Annotated in this window: 17 protein-coding genes; 11 read left to right on the top strand and 6 right to left on the bottom strand. The window is 68.4% G+C overall.

The genetic code is table 11. The features are described from left to right. Positions 1-38: 38 nt before the first annotated feature. The 4 genes from C1924_RS19490 to C1924_RS19475 all read left to right on the top strand — a co-directional run bounded on the left by C1924_RS19490 (position 39) and on the right by C1924_RS19475 (position 4,781). Positions 39-479, top strand: coding sequence for an excinuclease ATPase subunit (locus tag C1924_RS19490; RefSeq protein ID WP_108766791.1), 441 nt, complete (start codon positions 39-41; stop codon positions 477-479). A gap of 56 nt (positions 480-535) precedes the next feature. Then, positions 536-1,036: a hypothetical protein gene (locus tag C1924_RS19485; protein ID WP_159094851.1), complete on the top strand. Its 501-nt coding sequence runs from the start codon at positions 536-538 to the stop codon at positions 1,034-1,036. A 153-nt stretch (positions 1,037-1,189) separates the two neighbouring features. Next, positions 1,190-1,450 carry a YcgL domain-containing protein gene (locus C1924_RS19480; RefSeq protein WP_108766789.1) on the top strand — a complete coding sequence of 87 codons (261 nt, stop codon included), beginning with the start codon at positions 1,190-1,192 and terminating at the stop codon, positions 1,448-1,450. Next, positions 1,443-4,781 (top strand): ankyrin repeat domain-containing protein, encoded by a 3,339-nt coding sequence (locus C1924_RS19475; RefSeq protein WP_108766788.1) that lies wholly within the window; start codon positions 1,443-1,445, stop codon positions 4,779-4,781. The genes C1924_RS19480 and C1924_RS19475 overlap by 8 nt, the downstream gene beginning before the upstream one ends. Before the next feature lie 83 nt (positions 4,782-4,864). On the opposite strand, the gene C1924_RS19470 is transcribed toward C1924_RS19475, so the two are convergent. After that, on the bottom strand, positions 4,865-6,643 hold the full coding sequence (locus tag C1924_RS19470; protein WP_108766787.1) for a monovalent cation:proton antiporter-2 (CPA2) family protein: 1,779 nt from the start codon (positions 6,641-6,643) through the stop codon (positions 4,865-4,867). Between the two features lie 379 nt (positions 6,644-7,022). Between C1924_RS19470 and mgtE the strand changes: the two genes are divergently transcribed. Then, on the top strand, positions 7,023-8,393 hold the full coding sequence (mgtE, locus tag C1924_RS19465) for a magnesium transporter (RefSeq protein WP_108766786.1): 1,371 nt from the start codon (positions 7,023-7,025) through the stop codon (positions 8,391-8,393). Between the two features lie 145 nt (positions 8,394-8,538). Next, complete coding sequence (locus C1924_RS19460; protein WP_108766785.1) at positions 8,539-11,259, top strand: bifunctional acetate--CoA ligase family protein/GNAT family N-acetyltransferase; 2,721 nt, start codon at positions 8,539-8,541, stop codon at positions 11,257-11,259. A 48-nt stretch (positions 11,260-11,307) separates the two neighbouring features. On the opposite strand, the gene C1924_RS19455 is transcribed toward C1924_RS19460, so the two are convergent. Beyond that, positions 11,308-11,688 carry a YbjQ family protein gene (locus C1924_RS19455; RefSeq protein WP_108754558.1) on the bottom strand — a complete coding sequence of 127 codons (381 nt, stop codon included), beginning with the start codon at positions 11,686-11,688 and terminating at the stop codon, positions 11,308-11,310. A 233-nt stretch (positions 11,689-11,921) separates the two neighbouring features. On the opposite strand from C1924_RS19455, the gene C1924_RS19450 reads away from it, so the two are divergent. Beyond that, the gene (locus tag C1924_RS19450) at positions 11,922-12,629 is read left to right on the top strand and encodes an alpha/beta hydrolase (RefSeq protein WP_108767130.1); all 708 of its coding nucleotides are present in this window, start codon (positions 11,922-11,924) and stop codon (positions 12,627-12,629) included. 68 nt (positions 12,630-12,697) lie between these two features. Here C1924_RS19450 and dkgB read toward each other — a convergent pair whose 3' ends face one another. Both dkgB and C1924_RS19440 read right to left on the bottom strand, forming a co-directional pair. Next, on the bottom strand, positions 12,698-13,507 hold the full coding sequence (dkgB, locus tag C1924_RS19445; protein WP_108766784.1) for a 2,5-didehydrogluconate reductase DkgB: 810 nt from the start codon (positions 13,505-13,507) through the stop codon (positions 12,698-12,700). A gap of 87 nt (positions 13,508-13,594) precedes the next feature. Beyond that, positions 13,595-14,809 (bottom strand): MFS transporter, encoded by a 1,215-nt coding sequence (locus C1924_RS19440; protein ID WP_108766783.1) that lies wholly within the window; start codon positions 14,807-14,809, stop codon positions 13,595-13,597. A 105-nt stretch (positions 14,810-14,914) separates the two neighbouring features. Between C1924_RS19440 and C1924_RS19435 the strand changes: the two genes are divergently transcribed. Next, positions 14,915-15,817, top strand: a complete 903-nt coding sequence (locus C1924_RS19435; protein ID WP_108766782.1) for a LysR family transcriptional regulator — start codon at positions 14,915-14,917, stop codon at positions 15,815-15,817. Positions 15,818-15,915: 98 nt separating this feature from the next. On the opposite strand, the gene C1924_RS19430 is transcribed toward C1924_RS19435, so the two are convergent. Further along, complete coding sequence (locus C1924_RS19430; protein WP_108766781.1) at positions 15,916-18,036, bottom strand: methyl-accepting chemotaxis protein; 2,121 nt, start codon at positions 18,034-18,036, stop codon at positions 15,916-15,918. Positions 18,037-18,219: 183 nt separating this feature from the next. Between C1924_RS19430 and C1924_RS19425 the strand changes: the two genes are divergently transcribed. Together C1924_RS19425 and C1924_RS19420 are read left to right on the top strand one after the other, a co-directional pair. Then, the gene (locus C1924_RS19425; RefSeq protein WP_079224195.1) at positions 18,220-18,675 is read left to right on the top strand and encodes an Rrf2 family transcriptional regulator; all 456 of its coding nucleotides are present in this window, start codon (positions 18,220-18,222) and stop codon (positions 18,673-18,675) included. Beyond that, positions 18,665-19,570, top strand: coding sequence for an NAD(P)/FAD-dependent oxidoreductase (locus C1924_RS19420; protein ID WP_108766780.1), 906 nt, complete (start codon positions 18,665-18,667; stop codon positions 19,568-19,570). Before C1924_RS19425 ends, C1924_RS19420 begins: the two co-directional genes overlap by 11 nt. Before the next feature lie 111 nt (positions 19,571-19,681). On the opposite strand, the gene C1924_RS19415 is transcribed toward C1924_RS19420, so the two are convergent. Then, positions 19,682-20,638, bottom strand: coding sequence for an aldo/keto reductase (locus C1924_RS19415; RefSeq protein WP_108766779.1), 957 nt, complete (start codon positions 20,636-20,638; stop codon positions 19,682-19,684). Between the two features lie 169 nt (positions 20,639-20,807). Here C1924_RS19415 and C1924_RS19410 point away from each other — a divergent pair, with 169 nt between their 5' ends. Beyond that, positions 20,808-21,665, top strand: a complete 858-nt coding sequence (locus C1924_RS19410) for a class I SAM-dependent methyltransferase (protein ID WP_108766778.1) — start codon at positions 20,808-20,810, stop codon at positions 21,663-21,665. Positions 21,666-21,716 lie beyond the last annotated feature (51 nt).

The following is a 21,716-nucleotide window of genomic DNA, read 5'->3' as shown; positions in this document are numbered from 1 at the left end:
CACCCCACACCCCGCACCCCGGACAAGGAGAAGTTTCGATGCGTCGTACCCTGATGATCGCCACCGCCACTGCGCTGCTGGCCCTGACCTCCACCGCCTCGGCCCGCGATACGCGCGTCGAGCAGTCCCTGCAGGAGCTGGTCAGCTCGCAGGCCGCCAAGGATGCCGGCATCGACGGCAGCGTGCGCTTCTACCTGGCCGGCCAGCCGGTCAGCGTGCAGCAGCGCCTGGGCGAGGATGTGACCAACAAGAAGACCAACGCCGCCAACAAGAGCGATGCGGAAGCCTGCCGCTGGGTGGCCCTGTCGGCGCTGCGCGCGCTGCAGGACGGCGCCAAGTCGCGCGGCGCCAATGCCGTGGTCGACATCGTCAGCTATTACAAGAAGAACGAGTTCAAGAGCGCGACCAACTACGAATGCTACGCCGGTGCCATCCTGGCAGGCGTTGCGCTCAAGGGCACCTACGCCAAGGTAAAGTAAGCGCCAACCGTAGTCCCCGACGCCTTGCCGGGGACGCGGTCCACAGGGGGAACACCATGAAGTCGATCCACGCCGCTGCCCTTGCAGCGGTTTTTTTGTGCGTGCCTGCGCTGCATGCGCAGGCCGCCGGCGCACCCATCCACATCACCGCCGACGTGCCGTACCGTGAGGGCGTGGGCGGCGAACTGATCCGTGAGGAGTGCCGGTTCGGCCAGTACCTGAGCCAGAGCATCGTGCGCCATGCCGACGGTGCGGTGGTCGTGGGCGATGGCGGGGACGCCGCCGGCCGCGAACTGTACCTGGTGGTGACCAAGGCACATGCCGCTGGTGGTGGCGCCATTTCCGGGCCCAAGTGGGGCCGCATCTACGGCGAGCTGAAGGAAGACGGGAAGGTGGTCGGCAACTTCACCCTGAAGCGCTCCACCAACCGGCCGTTCACCTTCCGCGCCTGCACCACGCTGGAGCAGATTGCCGATGCGCTGGGGGGCGATGTGGTGCGCTGGCTGCAGGGACCCACCTTCGATCCGCAGCTGACTGAAGAGGTCGCGGCCAACTGAGGCCGGTGGCGGTTGCCTGAACGCCACCGCCACATTGCTGAATCCCATTCGGGGAAACGCCGTCGATCGCGCCGCCATCGTCGCGCGACGGCTTTCCCCGGTGTCGGCTTTCCGACACAATCATAGCTCTTCCCGGGTTATCGTCCCGCGGACATGCACGCCTACGTCTATAAAAGCCAACTCAAGCCGGACACCTACGTCTACCTCGCCCGTCGCGATGATTTCAGTGCGCTGCCTGCGCCGCTGGTCACCTCGCTGGGTGCGCTTTCATTCGTCCTTGAAGTGACCCTGGATGCGCAGCGTCGCCTGGCCCAGGCCGACCCGGACAAGGTCCGCAGCGAGCTGGCCGAACGCGGCTTCTACCTGCAGGTGCCGCCGTCGGTGACCAGCATGATGCGGCGGCACTATGACTGAGCTGTCGCGCCCACGCGCCCTGTCGATCGCCTTCGTCCTCGGCGCCGTGCTGGCGCTGGGTTCGATCGTCGGCGGCCTGCCGGGTGCCGTGCTCGCCGCTCTGGCGCAGCCGGCGTTTGCGCTGGGCGTGTCGTGGTGGCGGCGCAGCCGCGCGCTGCAGCCGCTGAAACAGATCGCCCGCCAGGATCTTCCGGCGCTGGCCGTGCTGTGGGCCACGGCCCCGGCGGGGTTGGCGCTGCTGTTGGCGTGGCCGCTGGCCGCACTGCGCGACAGCGGCAGCCTGGCCGCGGTGCTGGGCCTGAGCGTGCTGGTCAGCGCCGGCCTGCTGGCTGCCTGGCGCACCTGGCCATTGTGGAACGATGTCGAACGCCTTGATGGCAGCCTGGCCCAGCATTGGCAGGCCTTGGCCGGCCGTGACCTGACCGCCTGGCGTGGCCTGCTGGTGGCGGTGACGGTGGTTGCCCTGGCCGCGCTGGTGGTACTCCCGGCCTGGCCGGGCCTGCTGCCGGAAGGCGCAGGCTGGCCCGCCGCGCTGGCCGTGCTGCTGCTCTCGCCGGTACTGCACCTGCTGCTGCAGCGGGTGGCACCGGCGCCCCTGGTCAGCCTGCGCAGCACGCCCCAGGAGTTTCCGGCCGGCGACGCCGAAGCGCTGTTCAATGCCGCCGCCGAAAGCACGCCGCTGGAAGCGATGGCGCCGCAGGAACTGACCCCGGCGTTGTATGAAGCCGCACGCCACGGCCGCATCGACCGCGCGCTGCAGCTGCTGCACGCCGGCGCCGATCCCCACGCGCTGCCGGACCCGAACTGGCGTGACCAGCGCAGCCTGGCCGTGCTGGCCGCCGTGCTGCCCGACCTGCGCCTGCTGCGCGAACTGATCGGGCGCGGCGTCGATGTGAATGCCCCGCACCGTGGCATGACCCCGCTGCTGGCCGCGACCCGCGACAGCTGGCATGGGCGCCCCGAAGCGGTGATGACCCTGCTGGCCAATGGCGCCGATTCGCGCGCGGTGGACAGCGATGGCAACACCCCGCTGCACCACGCCGCGCGCAGTTCCGACCCCGGTGTGGCCGCACTGCTGCGCGATGCCGCCGCCGAAGTGGATGCACTCAACAGCGAGGGCTGGTCGCCGCTGGCAGTGGCCTGCCAGGTCGGCAACTGGCGCCTGGCCCGTTTCCTGCTCGAACGCGGTGCCCGCAGCGAACCCAGCGACGGCACCCCCGTGCTGCTGGCCGCCGCCGCCACCGAAGACGACGATCCTGCCGGCGTGCAGTTGCTGCTCAAGCACAAGGCCCGCGCCGATGCGCGTGACCGCCAGCGCCGCAGTGCGCTGCACGAAGCCGCGCTGGCCGGCCACGTCGACATCATCGGCGTGCTGCTCGGTGCCGGGGCCAACCTGGAAGCGCGCGATGCGCTGGGCCGCACGCCGTGGCTGGAAGCCGCGCGCGCCGGCCGTGCGGCGGTCATCGAACACCTGCTGCCGCACAAGCCCGACCTGGTGGCCGTCGATGGTGAAGGCCGCAACGCCGTGCTGCTGGCCGCCATGGCCGAGGATGTATCGCCGCTGCTGGTCAAGCGCCTGGTGGAGCTGGGCATCGCGGCCGATGCCAGCGATCCGCTTGGCCGCCGTGCGGTGGATTACGCCGCCGAAGCTGGCCGCTGGGCGATCGTGGCCCTGCTCGACCCGTCCTATCCGCTGCCGGCTGCGGTCAGCGATGGTCTGGCCGAACGCGGCGAAGCTGCCAGTGCCATCGGCCTGCTGCCTGACCGCCCGCCGTTGACCCTGCTGCGCGAAGCATTGGGGTTCGGCAATACCGATGGCATGGCGGCGCTGGCCAGGCTGTGCCAGCCCGAAGAGCTGGGCAGCCTGCTGCTCGACCCGGAACTGGCGCTGGAACCGCGTGCGGTCGACTGGCTGCTGGGCCATGGCGCCGACCCGTACGTGCGCGATGCCTGCGCCGATACCCCCATGTTCGCCCTGCTGTCGCGCGGCATCGACGCGGTGCCGGCCCTGCAGGTGATGCTGCAGCGTGGCCTGTCGCCGGCCGGCCGCGGTGGCCTGGCCCGCTTCCTCGCCGCCTGCGCGCAGCACGACCAGGCCGCACGCGGCCTGGAACAGCTCGCCTTGGAACTGCTCGAACGTGGTGCCGATCCGTTTGCGGCCTCGCCGGCCGGTGATCCGCCGTTGTCGCTGGCGGTGCGCCTGGGCTGGCTGCGCCTGCAGCAGGCCCTGCTCAATGCCGGTGTTGATCGCGAAGCGCGCGACAGCCATGGCATGACGGCCCTGCATCTGGCCACCGCGCTGGCCCGCGAAGGGGCACTGAAGCTGCTGGTGCAGCACGGCGCTTCGCCGGAAGCACGCGCTGCCGATGGGCAGACGCCGCTGGGCGTGGCGCTGTCGATCGGCCGCCGCGATCTGGCCGACTGGCTGGATTGGCGCGTGTGGCCGCTGCCCCGCCGCACCCTGCGCGAAAGCGACCTGCCGGCCGCCGCCATGGCCGGCGATGTCGATGCCGTGCGCCGCTTGAACGATCTGGGCTTTGCCATCGACGCCGTCGACGCGCAGGGCTGCACCGCATTGCTGCGTGCGGCCGGCGGTGGTCACCTGGCCGTGGTCGACCTGCTGCTGGCGCGCGGCGCCGATCCGCAGCACGGCGCGGCCAGTGGCGCGACCCCGCTGTCGGCCGCGGTCAGCATGCGCCAGGTGGATATCGTCTCGGCCCTGCTCGATGCCGGTGCGCAGCTGGAACACCGCCTGCCGGGCGGGGTGACCGTGCTGATGCTGGCGTCCGCGCTGGGCCTGCCCGACATCGTTGCGCGGCTGCTCACCGCCGGTGCCGACGTGCATGCCGGCGATGCCCAGCAGCTGGGTCCGCTGCACTGCGCGGCGCTGTATGGCTTCAGCGCCCGCGACCGTTCGCGCCTGCTGGCGTTGCTGGATACGCTGCTGCTGGCCGGCGCCGAGCCGGATCTCGCTGCGGCCGGTTCGGTCACGCCGCTGCTGCTGCTGCTGGGCGCACGCGCCGAGCCCGGCACCGCCTGCGACGAACAGGTGGTGATGGCCGCTGTGGAGCGCCTGCTGGATGAAGACGTAAGCCTGGACGTGCGTGACCCGCGCGGCTTCGGCCCGCTGCACCTGGCTGCCTTGCACGGGCTGCCGCTGCTGGTGCAGCGCCTGCTGCGCGCGGGTGCGGATCCGGAAGCACGCGACAGCCTCAACCGCAGCCCGCGCGAGATCGCCGTCATGCGCGGCTTCATCGACGTGGCCGGCGAGTTCGAGCCGCGCGTCCCGGGCGTATCCTCGATGGCCCGGTTCCTGCGCGACAACGGCTGAGGCCGGGGTCGGATCCCTTTCCAACGGAAAGGGCTCTGACCCCTGCATGGCGGCACCCACCATCATCCACGCATGGCGTGGATCTACTTCTCGTCGCTGTCCGCGTCGGCCTCGAACAGATGCATCAGGTCGTTGCGCGCATCACGCGAGGTCTGGATCACCGCCGCTTCATCGTCGTACACCAGGTACTGGTCACGCAGCAGCTGTTCGTCATGCTCGCGGAAGCGCTGCACATGGCGCTGCGCCACGTCCGATGCCACGCCCAGCGACGTGAGCACGCGCCCGCCCATTTCCAGGCTGGTGCCGAACACCTCGCGGAAGGGTTCGGCCGACATGTCCATCAAGCGCCACGCATGCTGGCGGTTGCGCGCACGCGCCAGCACCTTCGCATCCGGGTAGAGGCGGCGCACCATGCGCACCGCGCGCAGGTTGGTCTCCGGGTCGTCCACGGTGATCACGAACACATCGATGTGCTCGCCGCCTGCGGCACGCAGCATTTCCGGCCGGGTTGGATCACCGTAGTACAGCTGGTTGCCGAAGCGCCGAAGGTCGGCCACGGTGTCCGGATTCGCCTCCAATGCCACGAACGGGACCTTCTGCGCGGTCAGCAGGCGCGCGATCACCTGGCCGAAGCGGCCCATCCCGGCGATCAGGACCTTGGGCTGGTTGTCCGGCGCCACCTTGTCAGCCGCAGCGGCATCGCGCGGTGCCGGTTGTTCCCGGCCCAGCAGCTTCAGCAGGGCGATCATCAGCAGCGGGGTGATCGCCATCGACAGGCCGACGATGGCCACCAGCCGGTCATGGTTGGCATCACCCAGCAGGTGTGCGCGCTGGGCCTCATTGAACACCACGAAGGCGAACTCACCGCCCAGCCAGAGCACACTGCCCAGCAGCAGTGACTGCCGCGGACTGAGCCGGGCCACGCGGCCGATGGCATACAGCACGCTGAACTTCACAAGCAGCAGGATCGCCACGCCGGCGGCGATCAGCCACGGCTCGGCCGCGATGCGGTCCAGGTCGATGCCCATGCCCACGGCGATGAAGAACAGGCCGAGCAGCAGGCCCTTGAACGGCTCGATCTGCGCTTCCAGCTCATGGCGGAATTCGGAATCGGACAACAGGACACCGGCCAGGAACGCGCCCAGGCTGGGGCTCAGGCCGGCTTCCTGCATGAACCACGCCGTGCCCAGCACCACCAGCAACGCGGTTGCAGTGAACACTTCGGGGCTGCGGGTGCGCGCGATGACACCGAACACCCGCCGCAGCACCGGGCGCCCGCACAGGATCACCACGGCCAGCGCACCCAGCGCCACGGCGGCATCTTCCCAGCGCAGCGTCTGGTTGCGCGCACCGCCCAGCAGCGGAATGGCGGCCAGCAGCGGGATCGCGATCAGATCCTGGAACAGCAGGATGGCAAAGCCCAGCCGCCCGTGGTCGCTGTTCAGCGCCTTGTGTTCGGACAACAACTGCAGCCCCACCGCCGTCGACGACAGGGCCAGCGCGATGCCCACCACCAGCGCGCTCTTCCACTGGAAATGGTCGAACAGCAACAGGCCACCCAGCACCAGGCCGGACAGCGCCACCTGCGCCGCGCCGGCACCGAACACCGAGCGTCGCATCACCTTCAGTCGCGAGGGCGACAGCTCCAGCCCGATCACGAACAGCAGCATCACCACGCCGATCTCGGCTGCGCCGAGGATGCGGTCGGCATCCTGCACGAAGCCCAGCCCGTCCGGGCCCAGCACCACGCCGGCTGCGAGGTAACCGAGGACCGCGCCGAAGCCGAACTTCTTGAACACCGGCACCGCAATGACGGCAGCCAGCAGCAGCACCAGCGCAAGTTCCAGACCACCGCTATGCATGGGAATACCTGGTCATCACGGAGCCCGGGGTGCGTTCATCGCCCACAGTATGCGCCCACACGGGGTCAGATCCCTTTGCGGAACAAGCGATGATGCGGGGTCGGATCCCCATTGCGGAGCAAGGGGCTCCGACCCCAACGGAAGCCTGACTGCTCGACCCGGCCAGGGTTGACCGGGCGTGCCGGCAGGTCCAGACTTCCCGCCGCTGCCAGCCGCCGCTTATGGGCGTGTCCGCCAGTACAACCATCCGGAGTCCCCAACCCATGTCCAGCGACAGTAGAAGTCGACCTCGTTCGACGCCAGCGATGGCCACCGCCTGACATCGGGACGGTCTGTCTGCGTTGGCGTTGCGCGAGGTCGCACCCGACAAGGCAGATCCATGAACCAGAAGCAATTGTTGCGCCCAGTGGCGGATGCCGCTGCACTGGCCGCGCCCCTGGCCAACTACAACACCGCCGATGCGGTGGAGTTCCTCAATACCCTCGACCTGCAGCGCGCCGCCGAGACACTGGCCGCGCTTTCGCTGCCGCGCGCAGTGAAGATGCTCGAAGCACCGGAACTGCACCGCAGCGGCGAGCTGGTGGCCGCCCTGCCGCCGGCCCGTGCTGCCGCACTGCTGGGGCTGATGGCCGACGACCGCGCCACCGACATCGTCCACGAGCTGGACGAAGAGGAGCGCGCCCGGCTGATCCCGCTGCTGGGCAGCGATGCCCGTCGGGCGATCCAGACCCTGCTGAGCTACCCGCCCAACACCGCCGGCGCGCTGATGACCACCGAGTTCGTCGCCGTACCCGCGACCTGGACAGTGGCCCAGACCCTGCAGCACATCCGCCAGGTCGAGCGCACCCGCGAAACCGTGTACGCCATCTACGTGCTTGACCCGGCCAGCCAGCAGCTGCAGCAGGTGGTGACCATGCGCCGCCTGATCACCGGCCTGCCGGAGGAGTCGATCCTCGACGTGGCCCAGGTCAATCCGCCGGTGACGGTCGATGCCCTGCTGGACCAGGAAGAGGTGGCACGGCTGATCCGCCGCCACGACCTGCTGGCCATTCCCGTGGTGGATGCGCAGCAGCACCTGCTGGGCATCGTCACCGTCGATGACGTGCTCGATGCCCTCATCGAGGAATCGACCGAAGACGCGCACAAGTTCGGCGGCATGGAAGCGCTGGACAAGCCGTACATGCAGATCGGCTTCTTCGAGATGCTGCGCAAGCGTGCCGGCTGGCTGAGCGTGCTGTTCCTGGGCGAGATGCTCACCGCCAGCGCAATGCAGCACTACGAGGATGAGCTGGCGCGCGCGGTGGTGCTGACGCTGTTCATCCCGCTCATCATGAGCTCGGGCGGTAACTCCGGTTCTCAGGCGACGTCGCTGCTGATCCGCAGCCTGGCGCTGCGCGAACTGCGCTTGAGCGACTGGTGGCGCGTGGCCCTGCGCGAAGTCCCCACCGGCATGGTGCTGGGTGCCATCCTCGGCTGCCTGGCCATCGTGCGCATCGTCATCTGGCAGCTGGGCGGCCTGCATGACTACGGCGAGCACTGGATCCTGCTGGCCATCACCATCGGCGCGGCGCTGGTGGGCATCGTCACCTTCGGCTCGCTGTCCGGTTCGATGCTGCCCTTCATCCTCAAGCGCCTGGGCTTCGACCCGGCCAGCGCCTCGGCACCGTTCGTCGCCACCCTGGTGGACGTGACCGGGCTGGTGATCTACTTCAGCATCGCCGCGCTCATCCTGCACGGCACGTTGTTGTAGCCGGGTGTACCCGTAATACGGGGTCGGATCCCATCGCGCAGCGACGGGCTCCGACCCCATATGCCCGCGCCCGCAGCGGGGTCAGAGCCCTTTCCTGCGGAAAGGGATCCGACCCCTTCATCCCCTTTTTGGGTACCGTAGGCGCATGAGTACCTACCACCTGCAGTCCGTGTTCCGCCCGCAGTCGGTCGCCGTGATCGGCGGCAGCCCCCGCGAACGCTCGGCCGGCCGCGCGGTGATGCGCAACCTGCGCGGTACCGGGTTCCCCGGCAAGGTGGCGTGGATCAATCCGCGGCATGCCGAGATCGATGGCATCCGCACCGTGAAGCGGCTGAAGGACCTGGACTGGGTGCCCGACCTGGTGGTCATCACCGCACCGGCAGCGATCGTGCCGCAGGTGGTGCGCACCGCCGCCGAGCGTGGCGTGCAGGCCGCCATCATCCTCACCGCGCACCTCGGCGAAGGCCCGGGCTCGCTGTCCGAACAGGTGGAACACGTGGCACGCAGGCACGGCCTGCGCATCCTTGGCCCCCACTGCCTGGGCGTGATCGCGCCGCATGCGCGGCTCAATGCCAGCATCGCCGCGCACTTTCCGCAGGCCGGTGACCTCGCCCTGATCTCCGAATCTTCGGCCATCGCCGCCGCACTGGTGGAATGGGGCGTGGCGCGTTCGGTCGGGTTCTCCGCCGTGGTGTCGCTGGGCGACACGATGGATGTCGACTTCGGCGATCTGCTCGATTACTTCGCCACCGATTACCGCACCCGCGCCATCCTGCTCTACGTCGAACACATCAAGGACGCGCGCAAGTTCATGTCGGCCGCCCGCGCCGCCGCCCGCGCAAAGCCCGTGGTGGTGGTGAAATCCGGTCGTGCCGAACGTGTGCAGCCGGGCAGCGCCGATACCCACGTGCAGGCGCTGGCGCGCGCCGACGATGTCTATGGTGCCGCCTTCAACCGCGCCGGGCTGCTGCGCGTGAGTGCCTTGGACGAACTGTTCACCGCCGCCGAAACGCTTGGCCGCCTCGGCTCGTTCCCGGGCCGCCGCCTGGCCGTGCTCAGCAACGGTGGTGGCGTCGGCCGCCTGGCGGTGGATCAGCTGGTGGCACTGCGCGGCACCCTGGCGCAGCTGTCCGAGAGCACGGTGGAAACGCTGGACAAGGTGTTGCCGCAGGGCTGGTCGCGCAGCAATCCGGTCGACATCGTGGTCGACGCCGATGGCGACCGCTACGCCGCCGCCATCGAAGCGCTGCTGGCCGACAACGAGAACGATGCGGTGATGGTGGTCAACGTGCCCACCGCGTTTACCTCATCGGCCGATGCCGCGCAGGCCCTGACCCGCACGCTCGGGCTGCGTCCGCGCCACCAGCGCGACAAGCCGGTGTTCGCCGTGTGGCTGGGCAACGATGACCAGGCCACTGCCACGCTCAACGCCGCGCGCGTGCCGACCTATCCGACCGAAGCCGAGGCCGTGCGCGGCTTCCAGCATCTGGTGCGCTACCGTGACGCGCAGAACGCGCTGATGGAAACGCCGCCCAGCCTGCCGCAGGATTTCAGCGTGGACACCGCGCGTGCGCGTGCGCTGGTCGATGCCGCACTGGCCAACGGCCAGCAGTGGCTGGATCCGCTGGCCACCCACGATCTGCTCAAGGCCTACGGCATTCCGTCGGCGCCGGTCATGCATGCGCGTGATGCGCACGAAGCGATGGACCTGGCGCAGCCACTGCTGGAGCGCGGCGCAACCGTGGCGCTGAAGATCCTCTCGCCGGATATCCCGCACAAATCCGCCGTGGATGGCGTGCGTCTGAACCTGGCGACATTGCCGGCGGTGCAGAGCGCAGCCAACGGGATCCTCGAGCGCGCGCGCCAGCTGCGCCCGCAGGCACGCATTGACGGCCTGCTGGTGCAGCCGACCATCGTCCGCCCGAAAGCGCGCGAGATCATCGTCGGCATCGCCGATGACGCGACGTTCGGCCCGGTCATCGTGGTCGGGCGCGGCGGTACTGCCGTGGAAGTGATCAATGACAAGGCGCTGGCGCTGCCGCCGCTGGACCTGCGCCTGGCCCATGAACTGATCGGCCAGACCCGCGCGTCGCGCATCCTCAAGGCCTATGGTGATGTGCCGGCCGCCGACGAGCGCGCGCTGGCCCTGGCCCTGGTGAAGCTGGCGCAGCTGGCGGCCGACATTCCCGAAGTGCGCACGCTGGACATCAATCCGCTGCTGGTGGACAGCAAGGGCATCCTCGCGCTCGACGCACGCATCGCCATCGCGCCCTCGCGCATCCTGCACAAGGGCCGTGGCCACCCGCGCTTTTCGGTCTTCCCCTATCCCAAGGAGTGGGAACGCACCATCGATCTGTCCGACGGTGGCCGCGCCTTCGTGCGCCCGGTACGGCCGGAAGACGATGCGCTGTTCCGCGCGTTCTTCGCCCGTGTCAGCGATGAAGACCTGCGCCTGCGCTTCTTCCAGTCGGTGAAGCATTTCAGCCATGAATTCATCGCCCGCCTCACCCAGCTCGACTACGCGCGTTCGATCGCGCTGGTGGCCATCGATCCGCGCAGCGGTGACATGCTCGGCGCGGTTCGGCTGCATGCCGACGCCGATTACCACCGTGGCGAGTACGGCATCCTGATCCGCTCGGACCTGAAGGGCCATGGCATCGGCTGGCGCCTGATGGCGATCATGATCGAGTACGCCAAATGGCTGGGGCTGGATGTGGTGGAAGGCCAGGTGCTGCGCGAGAACAGCACCATGCTGGCGATGTGCCAGAGCCTGGGCTTCAAGACCCGGCTCGACCCGGACGACCCGACGGTGATGATGGTGACACTGCCGGTGCAGCAGGTCGACGTGCCTGCTCCCGCTGTGTAGAGCCGAGCCCGCGCTCGGCTGCTTTGGATGCCATACCTGGCGCCAGGATCACCGCAACGGTTCCACCACCACCGCAGTGCCATAGCACAGCACCTCGGTCAGTCCGGTCATCACATCGGTGGCGTCGTAACGCATGCCGATGATGGCATTCGCCCCCAGCTGCCGCGCATGCTTGACCATGTCGCGGTAGGTTTCCTCACGGGCCTGCTCGCACAGTTCGGTATAGATGGTGATGTTGCCGCCGAAGATGGTCTGGATGCCGCCGAGGAAGTTGCCGACGATCGAGCGCGAGCGCACGGTGATGCCACGCACGACGCCCAGGTTGCGCGCCACCCGGTAGCCGGGCAGCTCGAAGGCGGTGGTGACCAGGGAATCCTCGAAGCGCAGGGCCGGAGGGGAGGGGATGCCGCTGTTGTAGGGGTCTGCCATGGTCGCGTCCGTGTCCTGGGATTGAGCGCGCTTGAACGCGCCGGGATCTCGTAGAGTCGAGCGTGCTCGACTGCCTCGAGCTTTCGTAGAGTCGAGCTTGCTCGACTGCTCTGAGCACAGCAGTCGAGCAGGCTCGACGCTACGGGGAAGGGCGGTCGAGCATGGCTCGACTGTACAGCCCAACGGCCCGTTGCGGCATGGCCGCAGCGCTTCCGCCGCGCGACAATACGCCCATGACCGAACGCATCCCCCTGCTGCTGCTCCCCGGCCTGCTCAACGATGCCGAACTGTGGCGCGCGCAGCTGGCCGACCTGGCCGATATTGCCGACTGCACCGTGGGCGACCAGACCCGGGGCGAAACCCTGCAGGCGGTGGCCGACGACGTGCTGTCGCAGGCGCCCGAGCGCTTCGCCCTGGCCGGTTTCTCACTGGGTGGTTTTGTTGCCCAGCAGATCCTGCGCAGCGCGCCCGAACGCGTGCTGCAGCTGGCGCTGATTGATACCTCGATCCATGCCGATTCGCCCGAGCGTGCCGAGCAGCGCCGCAGCCAGCGGGCCAGTGTGCGCCTGCCGGGCAGGTTCCATGGGTTTGGCGATGCGCTGATGCGCAGCTACATCGATGCGTCGCGGCTGGACGACTACGTGCTGGTGCAGCGCGTGCGCGACATGACCGCACGCCTGGGCGCCGAGGTATTCCTGCGCCAGAGTGGGCTGGAACGCTGCGATGGCCATGACGTGCTGGCCGCCTACCGCGATCCGCTGCTGATCGTGTGCGGCGCCAACGATCGCATCACGCCGCTGGCGGTGAGCGAGGAAATGCACGCGCTGGTGCCGCATTCGCAGCTGGTGGTGGTGCCCGACTGCGGGCACCTGGCACCGATGGAAAAGCCGGACGAGGTGAGTGCGGCGATGCGCGGCTGGTTGCTGCAGAGCGGGGGATGACCCCCGCTTCTGGCAGGTGCCGACCAAGGTCGGCGCCTGCCGATTCCGGTCCCTGACCGCAGTCGGGATCAATCCCAGGCCGGGGCGATGCCTTCCGGATTGGCCAGGCGATGGCCGCGGTCCAGCTTGGCGATCTGTGCCATGTCATCGTCGGTCAGGCGGATGGCCGCAGCTTCCAGGTTGCCGGCCAGGTTCTCGCGCTTGGTGGACGAGGGAATGACCGCAAAGCCCTGCTGCAGTGCCCAGGCCAGCGCCACCTGCGCCGGGGTGGCCTGGTGGCGGCCGGCAATGGCCTGGATCACCGGGTCCTTCAGCACTTCACCATAGGCCAGGCTCATGTACGCCGTGATGCGGATGCCGTTGTCCTGCAGGAACTTCACCAGCAGGCGGTTCTGCAGGTACGGGTGGATCTCGATCTGGTTGGTGGCGATGGCATCGGCCCCCAGGATCTCGATCGCCTTGCGGGTCTGGGCGATGGTGAAGTTGGAAATGCCGATCTCGCGGGTCAGGCCCTGCGCCTTGGCTTCGGCCAACGCCGGCAGGTACTCCTCCATCGGCACGTCCACCTTGTCGTTGGGCGAAGGCCAGTGGATCAGCGCCAGGTCCACATGGTCGGTGCGCAGCTTTTCCAGGCTGGTACGCAGGCTGGCCAGCAGCGCATCGCGCTTGAACTCGGTGATCCACACTTTGGTGGTCAGGTAGATATCGTCGCGCGGCACGCCGGATTCGGCGATGGCCTGGCCGACCTCGGCTTCATTGCCGTAGATCTGCGCGGTGTCGATGGCGCGGTAGCCGACGTCCAGCGCGTTGCGCACGGAATCGATCACGGTCTGGTCCTTCAGGCGGAAGGTGCCGAGACCAAAGGTGGGGACAGTCATGGGAAGCTCCAACGGGGGGAAAGGAGTGAACAGGAAGGGTAGGTCAGGGAGCGTCTGCATGCCGGCAACGGTGCATTGCACGGCCGGTCAATGTGCAGCCGCGGTGATGCCTTCGGCACGGTGGTCGACACCATCGCGGCGGTCCAGGCGGCCGCTCAGCACGGTGAGTGCGTACGCCACCACCACCACCAGCGCGCCCAGCCACGGGGTGTGCATCAGGCCGATGTGCTCCACCACCAGGCCACCCAGCGAGGCACCCAGGGCGATGCCGATGTTGAACGCGGCGATGTTCAGGCCCGAGGCCACATCGGTCGCCTGCGGTGCGTAGCGCTGGGCCTGCTTGACCACGTAGACCTGCAGGCCGGGCACATTGCCGAACGCCACGGCGCCCAGCGCCAGCACGGTCAGCAGCATCAGCCAGGTGTTGTAGGCGGTGAACGTAAGCACGAACAGGACCAGGGCCAGCAGCGCGAAGATCCGCTTCAGTGCCGGCACCGGGCCCAGGCGGTCGGCCAGGCGGCCACCCCACAGGTTGCCGATGGCCACCGACACGCCGTACACCAGCAGCACCAGGCTGACTGCGTTTGCCGAGAAGCCGGTGACATCCTGCAGGATCGGCGCCAGGTAGGTGAAGGCCAGGAACGTACCGCCATAGCCCAGCGCGGTCATTGCATAGACCAGCAGCAGGCGCGGCTGGGCCAGTACGCCCAGTTGCTGGCGGACACTGGCCGCCGCGCTCTGCGGCAGGTTGCGCGGCACGAACAGCAGCGCGCCCAGCAGGGCGACCACGCCCAGGCCTGCCACGGCCAGGAAGGTTGCGCGCCAGCCCAGGTGCTGGCCGATGAAGGTGCCCAGCGGCACGCCGGTCACCAGGGCGACGGTCAGGCCGGTGAACATGATGGCGATCGCGCTGGCGGCCTTTTCCTTCGGTACCACGGCCGTTGCGATGATCGAACCGATGGAGAAGAACACGCCGTGGGCGAGCCCGGTAAGGATGCGGGCGACGATGAGGGAGGTGTAGCCCGGCGCCATCCAGGCGATGACGTTGCCCAGGGTGAACAGCAGCATCAGCGCGACCAGCAGCTGCTTGCGCGGCACGCGGCCGGTCAGCGCCGTCAGCACCGGCGCGCCGATGGCCACGCCCAGTGCATACAGCGAGACCAGCAGGCCGGCCGAGGGCAGGCTGACGTGCAGGTCGGCGGCGATGGTCGGAATGAGGCCGACGATGACGAACTCAGTGGTGCCGATGGCGAAGGCGCCTACGGTGAGCGCCAGCAGAGCGAGGGGAATGCCACGGGTCATGGCAGGCTCCAGAGGGAAGGAAGGCGCGCAGTGTGCGCGGCGCACCTTTGCCGAAAAACCAGTCTTCACGCCAATCACTCTTGCCTGATGGTCAATAATGGCGCCATGAAGACCACCCTCGACGAAATGCAGGCGTTCCTGGCGGTGATCGACAGTGGCTCGATCAGCGCCGCCGCCGAGCAGCTGGGCCAGACCCCCTCCGGCGTGAGCCGGGCGTTGGGGCGGCTGGAAGAGAAGCTCGGCACCACCCTGCTGACCCGCACCACGCGGCGCCTGCACCTGACCGCCGAGGGCGAGGCCTACCTGCGCCACGCGCGGGCGATCATCGATGCCGTGGAATCGGCCGAAGAACAGATGGCCGCCCGCCGTGAGCGCCCGGCCGGGCGGCTGCGGGTGGATGCGGCCATGCCGTTCGTGCTGCACGTGATCGCGCCACTGGTGGCCAGCTATCGCGCCCGCTACCCCGATGTGCAGCTGGAACTGAACAGTTCCGAGCGCTACATCGATCTGCTGGAGCGGCGCACCGATCTGGCCATCCGCATCGGCCCGCTGGCCGACTCAACCCTGCACGCGCGCTCGCTGGGACGCTGCCGCCTGCAGCTGGTGGCCAGCCCGGCCTATCTGGCCGCACACGGCGAACCGGCGAGCGTGGCCGCACTGGGGCAGCACACGCTGTTGGGTTTCAATGAGCCGGAATCCTTGAACCGCTGGCCGCTGCCGGGCGACGCCGAGGGCCAGTTGCTGGTACGTCCGGATATCGCCGTGTCCAGCGGTGAAACGCTGCGCCGGCTGGCGGTGGAAGGCGTGGGCATCACCTGCCTGTCCGACTTCGTCACCGACCGTGACCGCGCTGCCGGCACGCTGGTGCCGGTGCTGGCAGGGCAGACACTGGATGTCTACCAGCCGATCCACGCGGTGTACTACCGCAACACCGCGGTGTCGGCGCGCATCAGCTCGTTCCTGGATCACCTGGGCGAGGGGATGACGCAGGGTGATTACCTGCGCTGAGATGTAGGTTGGGTTGCCGGCCAGCGGCCGGCACTACCTGTGCAGGGAACGGTAGTGCCGGCCGCTGGCCGGCATTCGTCATCGGTGGGCGCGGACCCTCACGCCGCGCGTGCGAAGCCATCCTGCGTCGTTGCCGTGGTCGACAGATCAAACACATCCACCGCTTCGATCAAGCGGTCCGCCTGCTGTTCCAGGCTGCGCGCGGCCGCGCTGGCTTCCTCCACCAGCGCAGCGTTCTGCTGGGTGGTGCCGTCCATCTGCAGGATGGTCTGGCTGACCTGTTCGATGCCCGTGCTCTGTTCCTGCGAGGCGGCGGAAATCTCGGCCATGATGTCGGTGACCCGCTGCACCGCGGCAACAATCTCCGCCATGGTGTCACCGGCCTGGCGCACGCGCTGCGCACCGTGGCCCACCTGTTCCACCGAGGCTTCGATCAGCGTCTTGATCTCCTTGGCTGCCGCCGCCGAGCGCTGCGCCAGCGTGCGTACTTCACTGGCCACCACCGCAAACCCGCGGCCCTGCTCACCGGCACGCGCCGCTTCCACCGCCGCGTTCAGCGCGAGGATGTTGGTCTGGAACGCGATGCCGTCGATGACACTGATGATCGCGGCGATCTGCCGCGAGGACGTCTCGATCGCGCCCATGGTCGCCACCACCTGGCCGACCACCTCGCCACCCTGCGAGGCTACGCGGTGGGCACCGATCGCCAGCTGATTGGCCTGCCGCGCATGCTCCGCGTTCTGGCGCACGGTGGAGGTCAGTTCCTCCATCGATGCAGCGGTCTCTTCCAGGTGCGCGGCCTGCTGTTCGGTGCGGCGCGACAGGTCGCTGTTGCCCGCGGCGATCTCGGCAGCGGCCGAATGGATGCTGCCCGAGGTGTGTTTGATGTCGGTGACAATCGTCGCCAGCTGCGCGGCGGTGGTGTTGGCATCGCGGGCGATGCGCGCGAACACGCCGTGGAAATCGCCGTGCATGCGCGCACCCAGGCGACCATCGGCGATCGCCCGCAGCATGCCGGAGACCTCACCCAGGTTCTGTTCGGTGGCCTGCATCAGCTGGTTCAGCCCTTCGACCATCGCGCGGAAGTCATGCGTGAAGCGTGTGCTGTCACCACGCTGGCTGAAATCACCGGCGGCGGCAGCGCCGGCCAGGCGGCGGATCTCGCCGTTGATCGCAGCCAGGTTGTGCTTCACCGCATCCAGCGCCTCGGTGATCACCGCCTTCTCGCCCGGCAGGCGCTCCATGTCCTGGCTGAGGTCGCCCACCGCATAGCGGCCCATGATCGCAATCGCGCGCATCTTCACCTGGATGTGCGCATCAACCAGCGCGTTGGTGTCGGCCACCATGCGGCCGTAGGCGCCGGGGAAGGCGCTGTCGTCCATGCGGTGACTGATCGCCCCGGCCTCGTGCGCACGCGCCATCGTGGTCTGTGCCGCCAGCACGCCACGCAGCGTGCCCTGTACGGCCAGCATGGCCTGGGCCAGGCGGCCGATCTCATCGCGGCTGCGCACCTGCACCACATGCTCCAGATCGCCGGCCGCCACCGCACGCGCGGCAGCTTCCACCGCCAGCACCGGCTGCACCACGGCGCGCCGCAGCCACACACCCAGGCCGGCCAGCAGCAGCACCGCCGCCGCGATGGTCAGCGCCGCGCACACCACCAGGGTGCGCCGCGCCTGCTGCGAACGTGCGCTCACCGCGGTCTCGGCCACCTGTGCGGCGTGCGCGCCCAGTGCATCCAGCGCTGCGGCCACGGGCCGGTCCTTGCCGCGCACCAGGTTGTCGCCGGCAGCCGGGTCGTAGCCTGCCTCGGCGAACGCCTGCAGTGCCGCGTGGTAGTCCTTCTGCAACTGCGCGTGCAGGTCAGCGAACGCCTGTGCCATGTCGCGGGTGCGCGCATCGGGGCTGGTGGCCAGATCGCGGGCCAGGGTCTCCACCCGCTTCCCCTCGTCATCGAAGGCCTGCAGGTGGCGCTCGCGCAGCGCCTCGTCGTGGCCGCGCAGCAGCACGTTCTTCCACTCCTGTACCTGGCCGCGGAACTCGCGCTGCAGGTGCTCGGCATTGCGGCTGTGGGCGACTTCCGCCGGTACGTCGGCGGACAGCTTCAGCCATGCCGATGCCAGGCCGGCCAATGCACACAGCAGGACGATGGCCAGGCCAGCGGATACGGCACCGAGCAGCTTCGACTGCAGCCGCGGCGCACGGGAGGAGGCGTTCATGGGGCGGACTCTCGGAAAGGGGGCGATGCGGTATCGACCGTGCTTAAGTCCGCTGAAGTGAGAATCGGATCACATTGCAGGTGGGTTTAGCGAGGTGAAGAAGCCGTTTCATAGGACGAGTGTGTCCAGAAATGGGCGGGACGGGGTCTCGACAGCGGGTCTAAATGTAACTATCGTAGTTACATGAAATCCGCGAATCCGCTCTCCGACGCCCTGCACGTGATGGCCCATCTGGTGGGCCAGGAGGGGCCGCGCACGTCCGAGCAACTGGCCGCCTGCCTGCCCACCCATCCGGTGGTGATCCGTCGCCTGCTGGCGCAGATGCACAAGGCCGGCCTGGTGCGCAGCACGCGCGGCCATGGCGGTGGCAGCCAACTGGCACGCGAGGCCGCGCAGATCAGCCTGCATGACATCTACCTGGCGGTCGGCGCGCCGCCGCTGGTGCAGGTCGGCAACCGCGACAACGGCGGTGGCTGCCCCATCCAGCAGCTGGTCAACCAGGCCCTGCAGGACGGCGCGCGCGAGGCACAACGCCTGCTCGAAGCGCGCCTGCAGGCCAGCACGCTGGACCAGCTGGGCGCCGACTTCGCCCGCCATCTTGCCCATCACCGTTCCCTGGAAGGCCACCATGAATCCTGATGTCCTCATCGTCGGCGGCAGTTACGCCGGCATCGCCGCCGGCCTGATCCTGGCCCGTGCCCGCCGCCCGGTCACCGTCATCGACAGCGGCCTGCCGCGCAATCGCGCCGCCAGCCACTCGCACGGGGTGCTTGGCCAGGACGGCATCAGCGGCGCCGAGCTGCTGAAGACCGCGCGCCAGCAACTGCTGGATTACCCCACGGTGCGCTGGCTGCAGGGCGAGGTGGTGCAGGCGCAGGCCCGCGCCGATGGCGTGGAGGTGCGTACCGCCGATGGCCAGGTGCTGGCCGCGCGCAAGCTGCTGCTGGCCACCGGCATCACCGACCAGCTTCCCGCACTGCCGGGGCTGGCCGAGCGCTGGGGCAGCACCGTGCTGCACTGCCCGTACTGCCACGGCTATGAAGTCGGCGGTGGTGCCATCGGCCTGCTCGGCGGCCACCCCATGTCGGCGGCCAAGGCGCCGCTGTTCGCCGACTGGGGCAATGTCACCTTCTTCAGCCAGGGCCTGGCGATCAGCGAAGACGAGCGGGCCGCCATGCAGCAGCGCGGCGTGCAGATCGAAACCACCCCGGTGGTGGGCGTGCAGGGTGAACAGCCGACCTGGCTGGAAGTGGAACTGGCCGATGGCCGCCGCATCGCCCAGCGTGCGCTGTTCGTACCTGCCCTGCAGCAGATGGCCACGCGGTTGGTGCAGCAGCTGGGCTGCGCGCTGGTGGAAAGCCCGTTGGGCGTCCTGGTGGAGGTCGACATGATGAAGCAGACCTCGGTGCCGAACGTGCATGCCGCCGGCGACGCGACCACGGTCGGCAACATCACCCTGGCCATGGCCGAAGGCGTACGCGCGGGGATCGGCGTGCACCACGCCCTGGTGAGCGAGGACAGCGTGCCGCGTTGAAGACTGCGGGGTCAGATCGCTTTCGCAGAAAGGGCTCTGACCCCAAGTGCCATCCACGCGTGGCGTGGATCTACTGCCGTAGTAGATCCACGCCATGCGTGGATGCGGCAATCAACCCTCGACGCTGGCCGCATCCAGTTGTGCGATGTCCTGCACGCTCAGCCCGACGTTGGCTGCTGCCAGCAGGTCATGCAGCTGTTCGACACTGGTCGCGCTGACAATCGGCGCGGTGATCGACGGCCGCGCGATCTGCCAGGCCAGTGCAATCTGTGCAGCGCTGGCGTTGTGCTTGCTGGCCACATCATCCAGCGCCTGCAGGATGCGCAGGCCACGCGGATTCAGATAGCGCTTGACCACCATCTCGCCGCGCGCCGGGCTTTTGCCTGCGTCGGCCGGCGTGCGGTACTTGCCGCTGAGGAAGCCACTGGCCAGCGCGTAGTAGCCGATCACGCCGATCTGTTCGCGCTGCACCAGCGGTTCCAGTTCGGTTTCATAGCCCGCGCGGTCGTACAGGTTGTATTCCGGCTGCAGCGTTTCATAGCGCGGCAGCTTGTAATCGGTGGACACCTTCAGCGCATCGGCCAGGCGCGTGGCGCTGTAGTTGGATGCACCGATGGCCCGCACCTTGCCCGCCTCGATCAGACGGCCGAACGCAGCCAGCGTGGCTTCCAGCGGCGTGGATTCATCGTCCTCGTGGGCCTGGTACAGATCAATGACGTCGGTCTGCAGGCGGCGCAGCGAATCTTCCACGGCGGCATTGATGTTGTCCGGGGTCAGGCCGGGGCGTTCGGCCCACTTGGCTACCTTGGTCGCCAGCACCACCTTGTCGCGCTTTCCGCTGCGTGCGAACCACTTGCCGATCAGCGTTTCCGATTCGCCGCCTTCGTTGCCGGGCACCCAGGCCGAATACACGTCGGCGGTGTCCACCAGATTGAAGCCGGCATCGACGAAGGCATCGAGCAGGGCGAAGCTGGCCTTTTCATCGGCGCTCCAGCCAAACACATTGCCGCCGAAGGCGAGCGGACGTACATGCAGGCCGGAACGGCCCAGTTCGCGGGTTGCCGTCATGGGCACGGACTCCTTGGGGGTAGTTCTGCAGCATAGAGCGCGATGTGTGACCGTGCTGCGGCGCTGACCACAAAACAGTGTTCCGTCGCGGGGGCGTGGCTAACGTTTTGTGAACACCTTGCCCGCGCCGGCTGCTAGTCTCGCCGCATCTTCCGCTGGAATCGCCCCGATGATCGCTGTCTCGTCCCTGCGTGGTTGCCGCCTGCTGCTTGCATCGGCCCTGCTTGTTGCTGTTCCCGCATTCGCCGCACCGGCCACGGTGGCACCGGCGAAGATCCAGGTGCTGCCGGCCATCGATGCAGCGGTGAAGGCGCCGACGCGTGATCCGGCCAACGCCAAACGCGACAACTACCGCCATCCCGCGCAGACGCTGTCCTTCTTCAAGGTCACCCCGGAAAAGACGGTCATCGAAATCACGCCCGGCAACGGCTGGTACTCGGAAATCCTGGCACCGCTGCTGCGTGACAAGGGGCATTACATCGCGGCAGTCGTCGATCCCTCGGCCGTACCCGAAGGCCGTGGCCGCGATTACCAGCAGCGCAGCCGCAACAGTCTGGAAAAGAAGTTCGCGGGTACACCGGCCCAGTTCAACAAGAGCGCCGTGGTGGCCTACGACCCCGCAAAGCCAGTGTTCGGGCCGGCCAATTCTGCCGATGTGGTGCTGACCTTCCGCAACGTGCACAACTGGCGCAAGGCCGGCCAGGCGCAGGGCATGTTCCAGGGCTTCTTCAACGTGCTCAAGCCGGGCGGCGTGCTGGGCGTGGTCGAACACCGCGCCAAGGCCGACGTGGCGGACGATGATGACACCGGCTATGTCGGCCAGCAGCAGGTGATCGCCATGGCCGAAGCGGCAGGTTTCACGCTGGACGCGCGTACTGAAGTGAACGCGAATCCGCGCGACACCAAGGACCACCCCAACGGCGTGTGGACCCTGCCGCCGACCGACCAGCATGACAAAGCCGACGCCGCGAAGTACCAGGCCATCGGTGAGAGCGATCGCATGACGCTGCGCTTCGTGAAGCCGTAAATCCGTGGCGCCTGCCATCCCTGCGATGTTGACCGCCCTGTTGTAGAGCCG

Source organism: Stenotrophomonas sp. ESTM1D_MKCIP4_1 (genome assembly GCF_003086895.1).
Classification (GTDB): Bacteria; Pseudomonadota; Gammaproteobacteria; order Xanthomonadales; family Xanthomonadaceae; genus Stenotrophomonas.
Note: the sequence above shows the minus strand (reverse complement) of the source record. Positions and strands in the feature narration are given on the sequence as shown.

Excerpts from the sequence above, each read along its gene's own strand:
- C1924_RS19490 (WP_108766791.1), top strand. The coding sequence starts at position 39 with ATGCGTCGTACCCTGATGATCGCCACCGCCACTGCGCTGCTGGCCCTG.
- C1924_RS19485 (WP_159094851.1), top strand. The coding sequence starts at position 536 with ATGAAGTCGATCCACGCCGCTGCCCTTGCAGCGGTTTTTTTGTGCGTG.
- C1924_RS19480 (WP_108766789.1), top strand. The coding sequence starts at position 1,190 with ATGCACGCCTACGTCTATAAAAGCCAACTCAAGCCGGACACCTACGTC.
- C1924_RS19475 (WP_108766788.1), top strand. The coding sequence starts at position 1,443 with ATGACTGAGCTGTCGCGCCCACGCGCCCTGTCGATCGCCTTCGTCCTC.
- C1924_RS19470 (WP_108766787.1), bottom strand. The coding sequence starts at position 6,643 with ATGCATAGCGGTGGTCTGGAACTTGCGCTGGTGCTGCTGCTGGCTGCC.
- mgtE (WP_108766786.1), top strand. The coding sequence starts at position 7,023 with ATGAACCAGAAGCAATTGTTGCGCCCAGTGGCGGATGCCGCTGCACTG.
- C1924_RS19460 (WP_108766785.1), top strand. The coding sequence starts at position 8,539 with ATGAGTACCTACCACCTGCAGTCCGTGTTCCGCCCGCAGTCGGTCGCC.
- C1924_RS19455 (WP_108754558.1), bottom strand. The coding sequence starts at position 11,688 with ATGGCAGACCCCTACAACAGCGGCATCCCCTCCCCTCCGGCCCTGCGC.
- C1924_RS19450 (WP_108767130.1), top strand. The coding sequence starts at position 11,922 with ATGACCGAACGCATCCCCCTGCTGCTGCTCCCCGGCCTGCTCAACGAT.
- dkgB (WP_108766784.1), bottom strand. The coding sequence starts at position 13,507 with ATGACTGTCCCCACCTTTGGTCTCGGCACCTTCCGCCTGAAGGACCAG.
- C1924_RS19440 (WP_108766783.1), bottom strand. The coding sequence starts at position 14,809 with ATGACCCGTGGCATTCCCCTCGCTCTGCTGGCGCTCACCGTAGGCGCC.
- C1924_RS19435 (WP_108766782.1), top strand. The coding sequence starts at position 14,915 with ATGAAGACCACCCTCGACGAAATGCAGGCGTTCCTGGCGGTGATCGAC.
- C1924_RS19430 (WP_108766781.1), bottom strand. The coding sequence starts at position 18,036 with ATGAACGCCTCCTCCCGTGCGCCGCGGCTGCAGTCGAAGCTGCTCGGT.
- C1924_RS19425 (WP_079224195.1), top strand. The coding sequence starts at position 18,220 with ATGAAATCCGCGAATCCGCTCTCCGACGCCCTGCACGTGATGGCCCAT.
- C1924_RS19420 (WP_108766780.1), top strand. The coding sequence starts at position 18,665 with ATGAATCCTGATGTCCTCATCGTCGGCGGCAGTTACGCCGGCATCGCC.
- C1924_RS19415 (WP_108766779.1), bottom strand. The coding sequence starts at position 20,638 with ATGACGGCAACCCGCGAACTGGGCCGTTCCGGCCTGCATGTACGTCCG.
- C1924_RS19410 (WP_108766778.1), top strand. The coding sequence starts at position 20,808 with ATGATCGCTGTCTCGTCCCTGCGTGGTTGCCGCCTGCTGCTTGCATCG.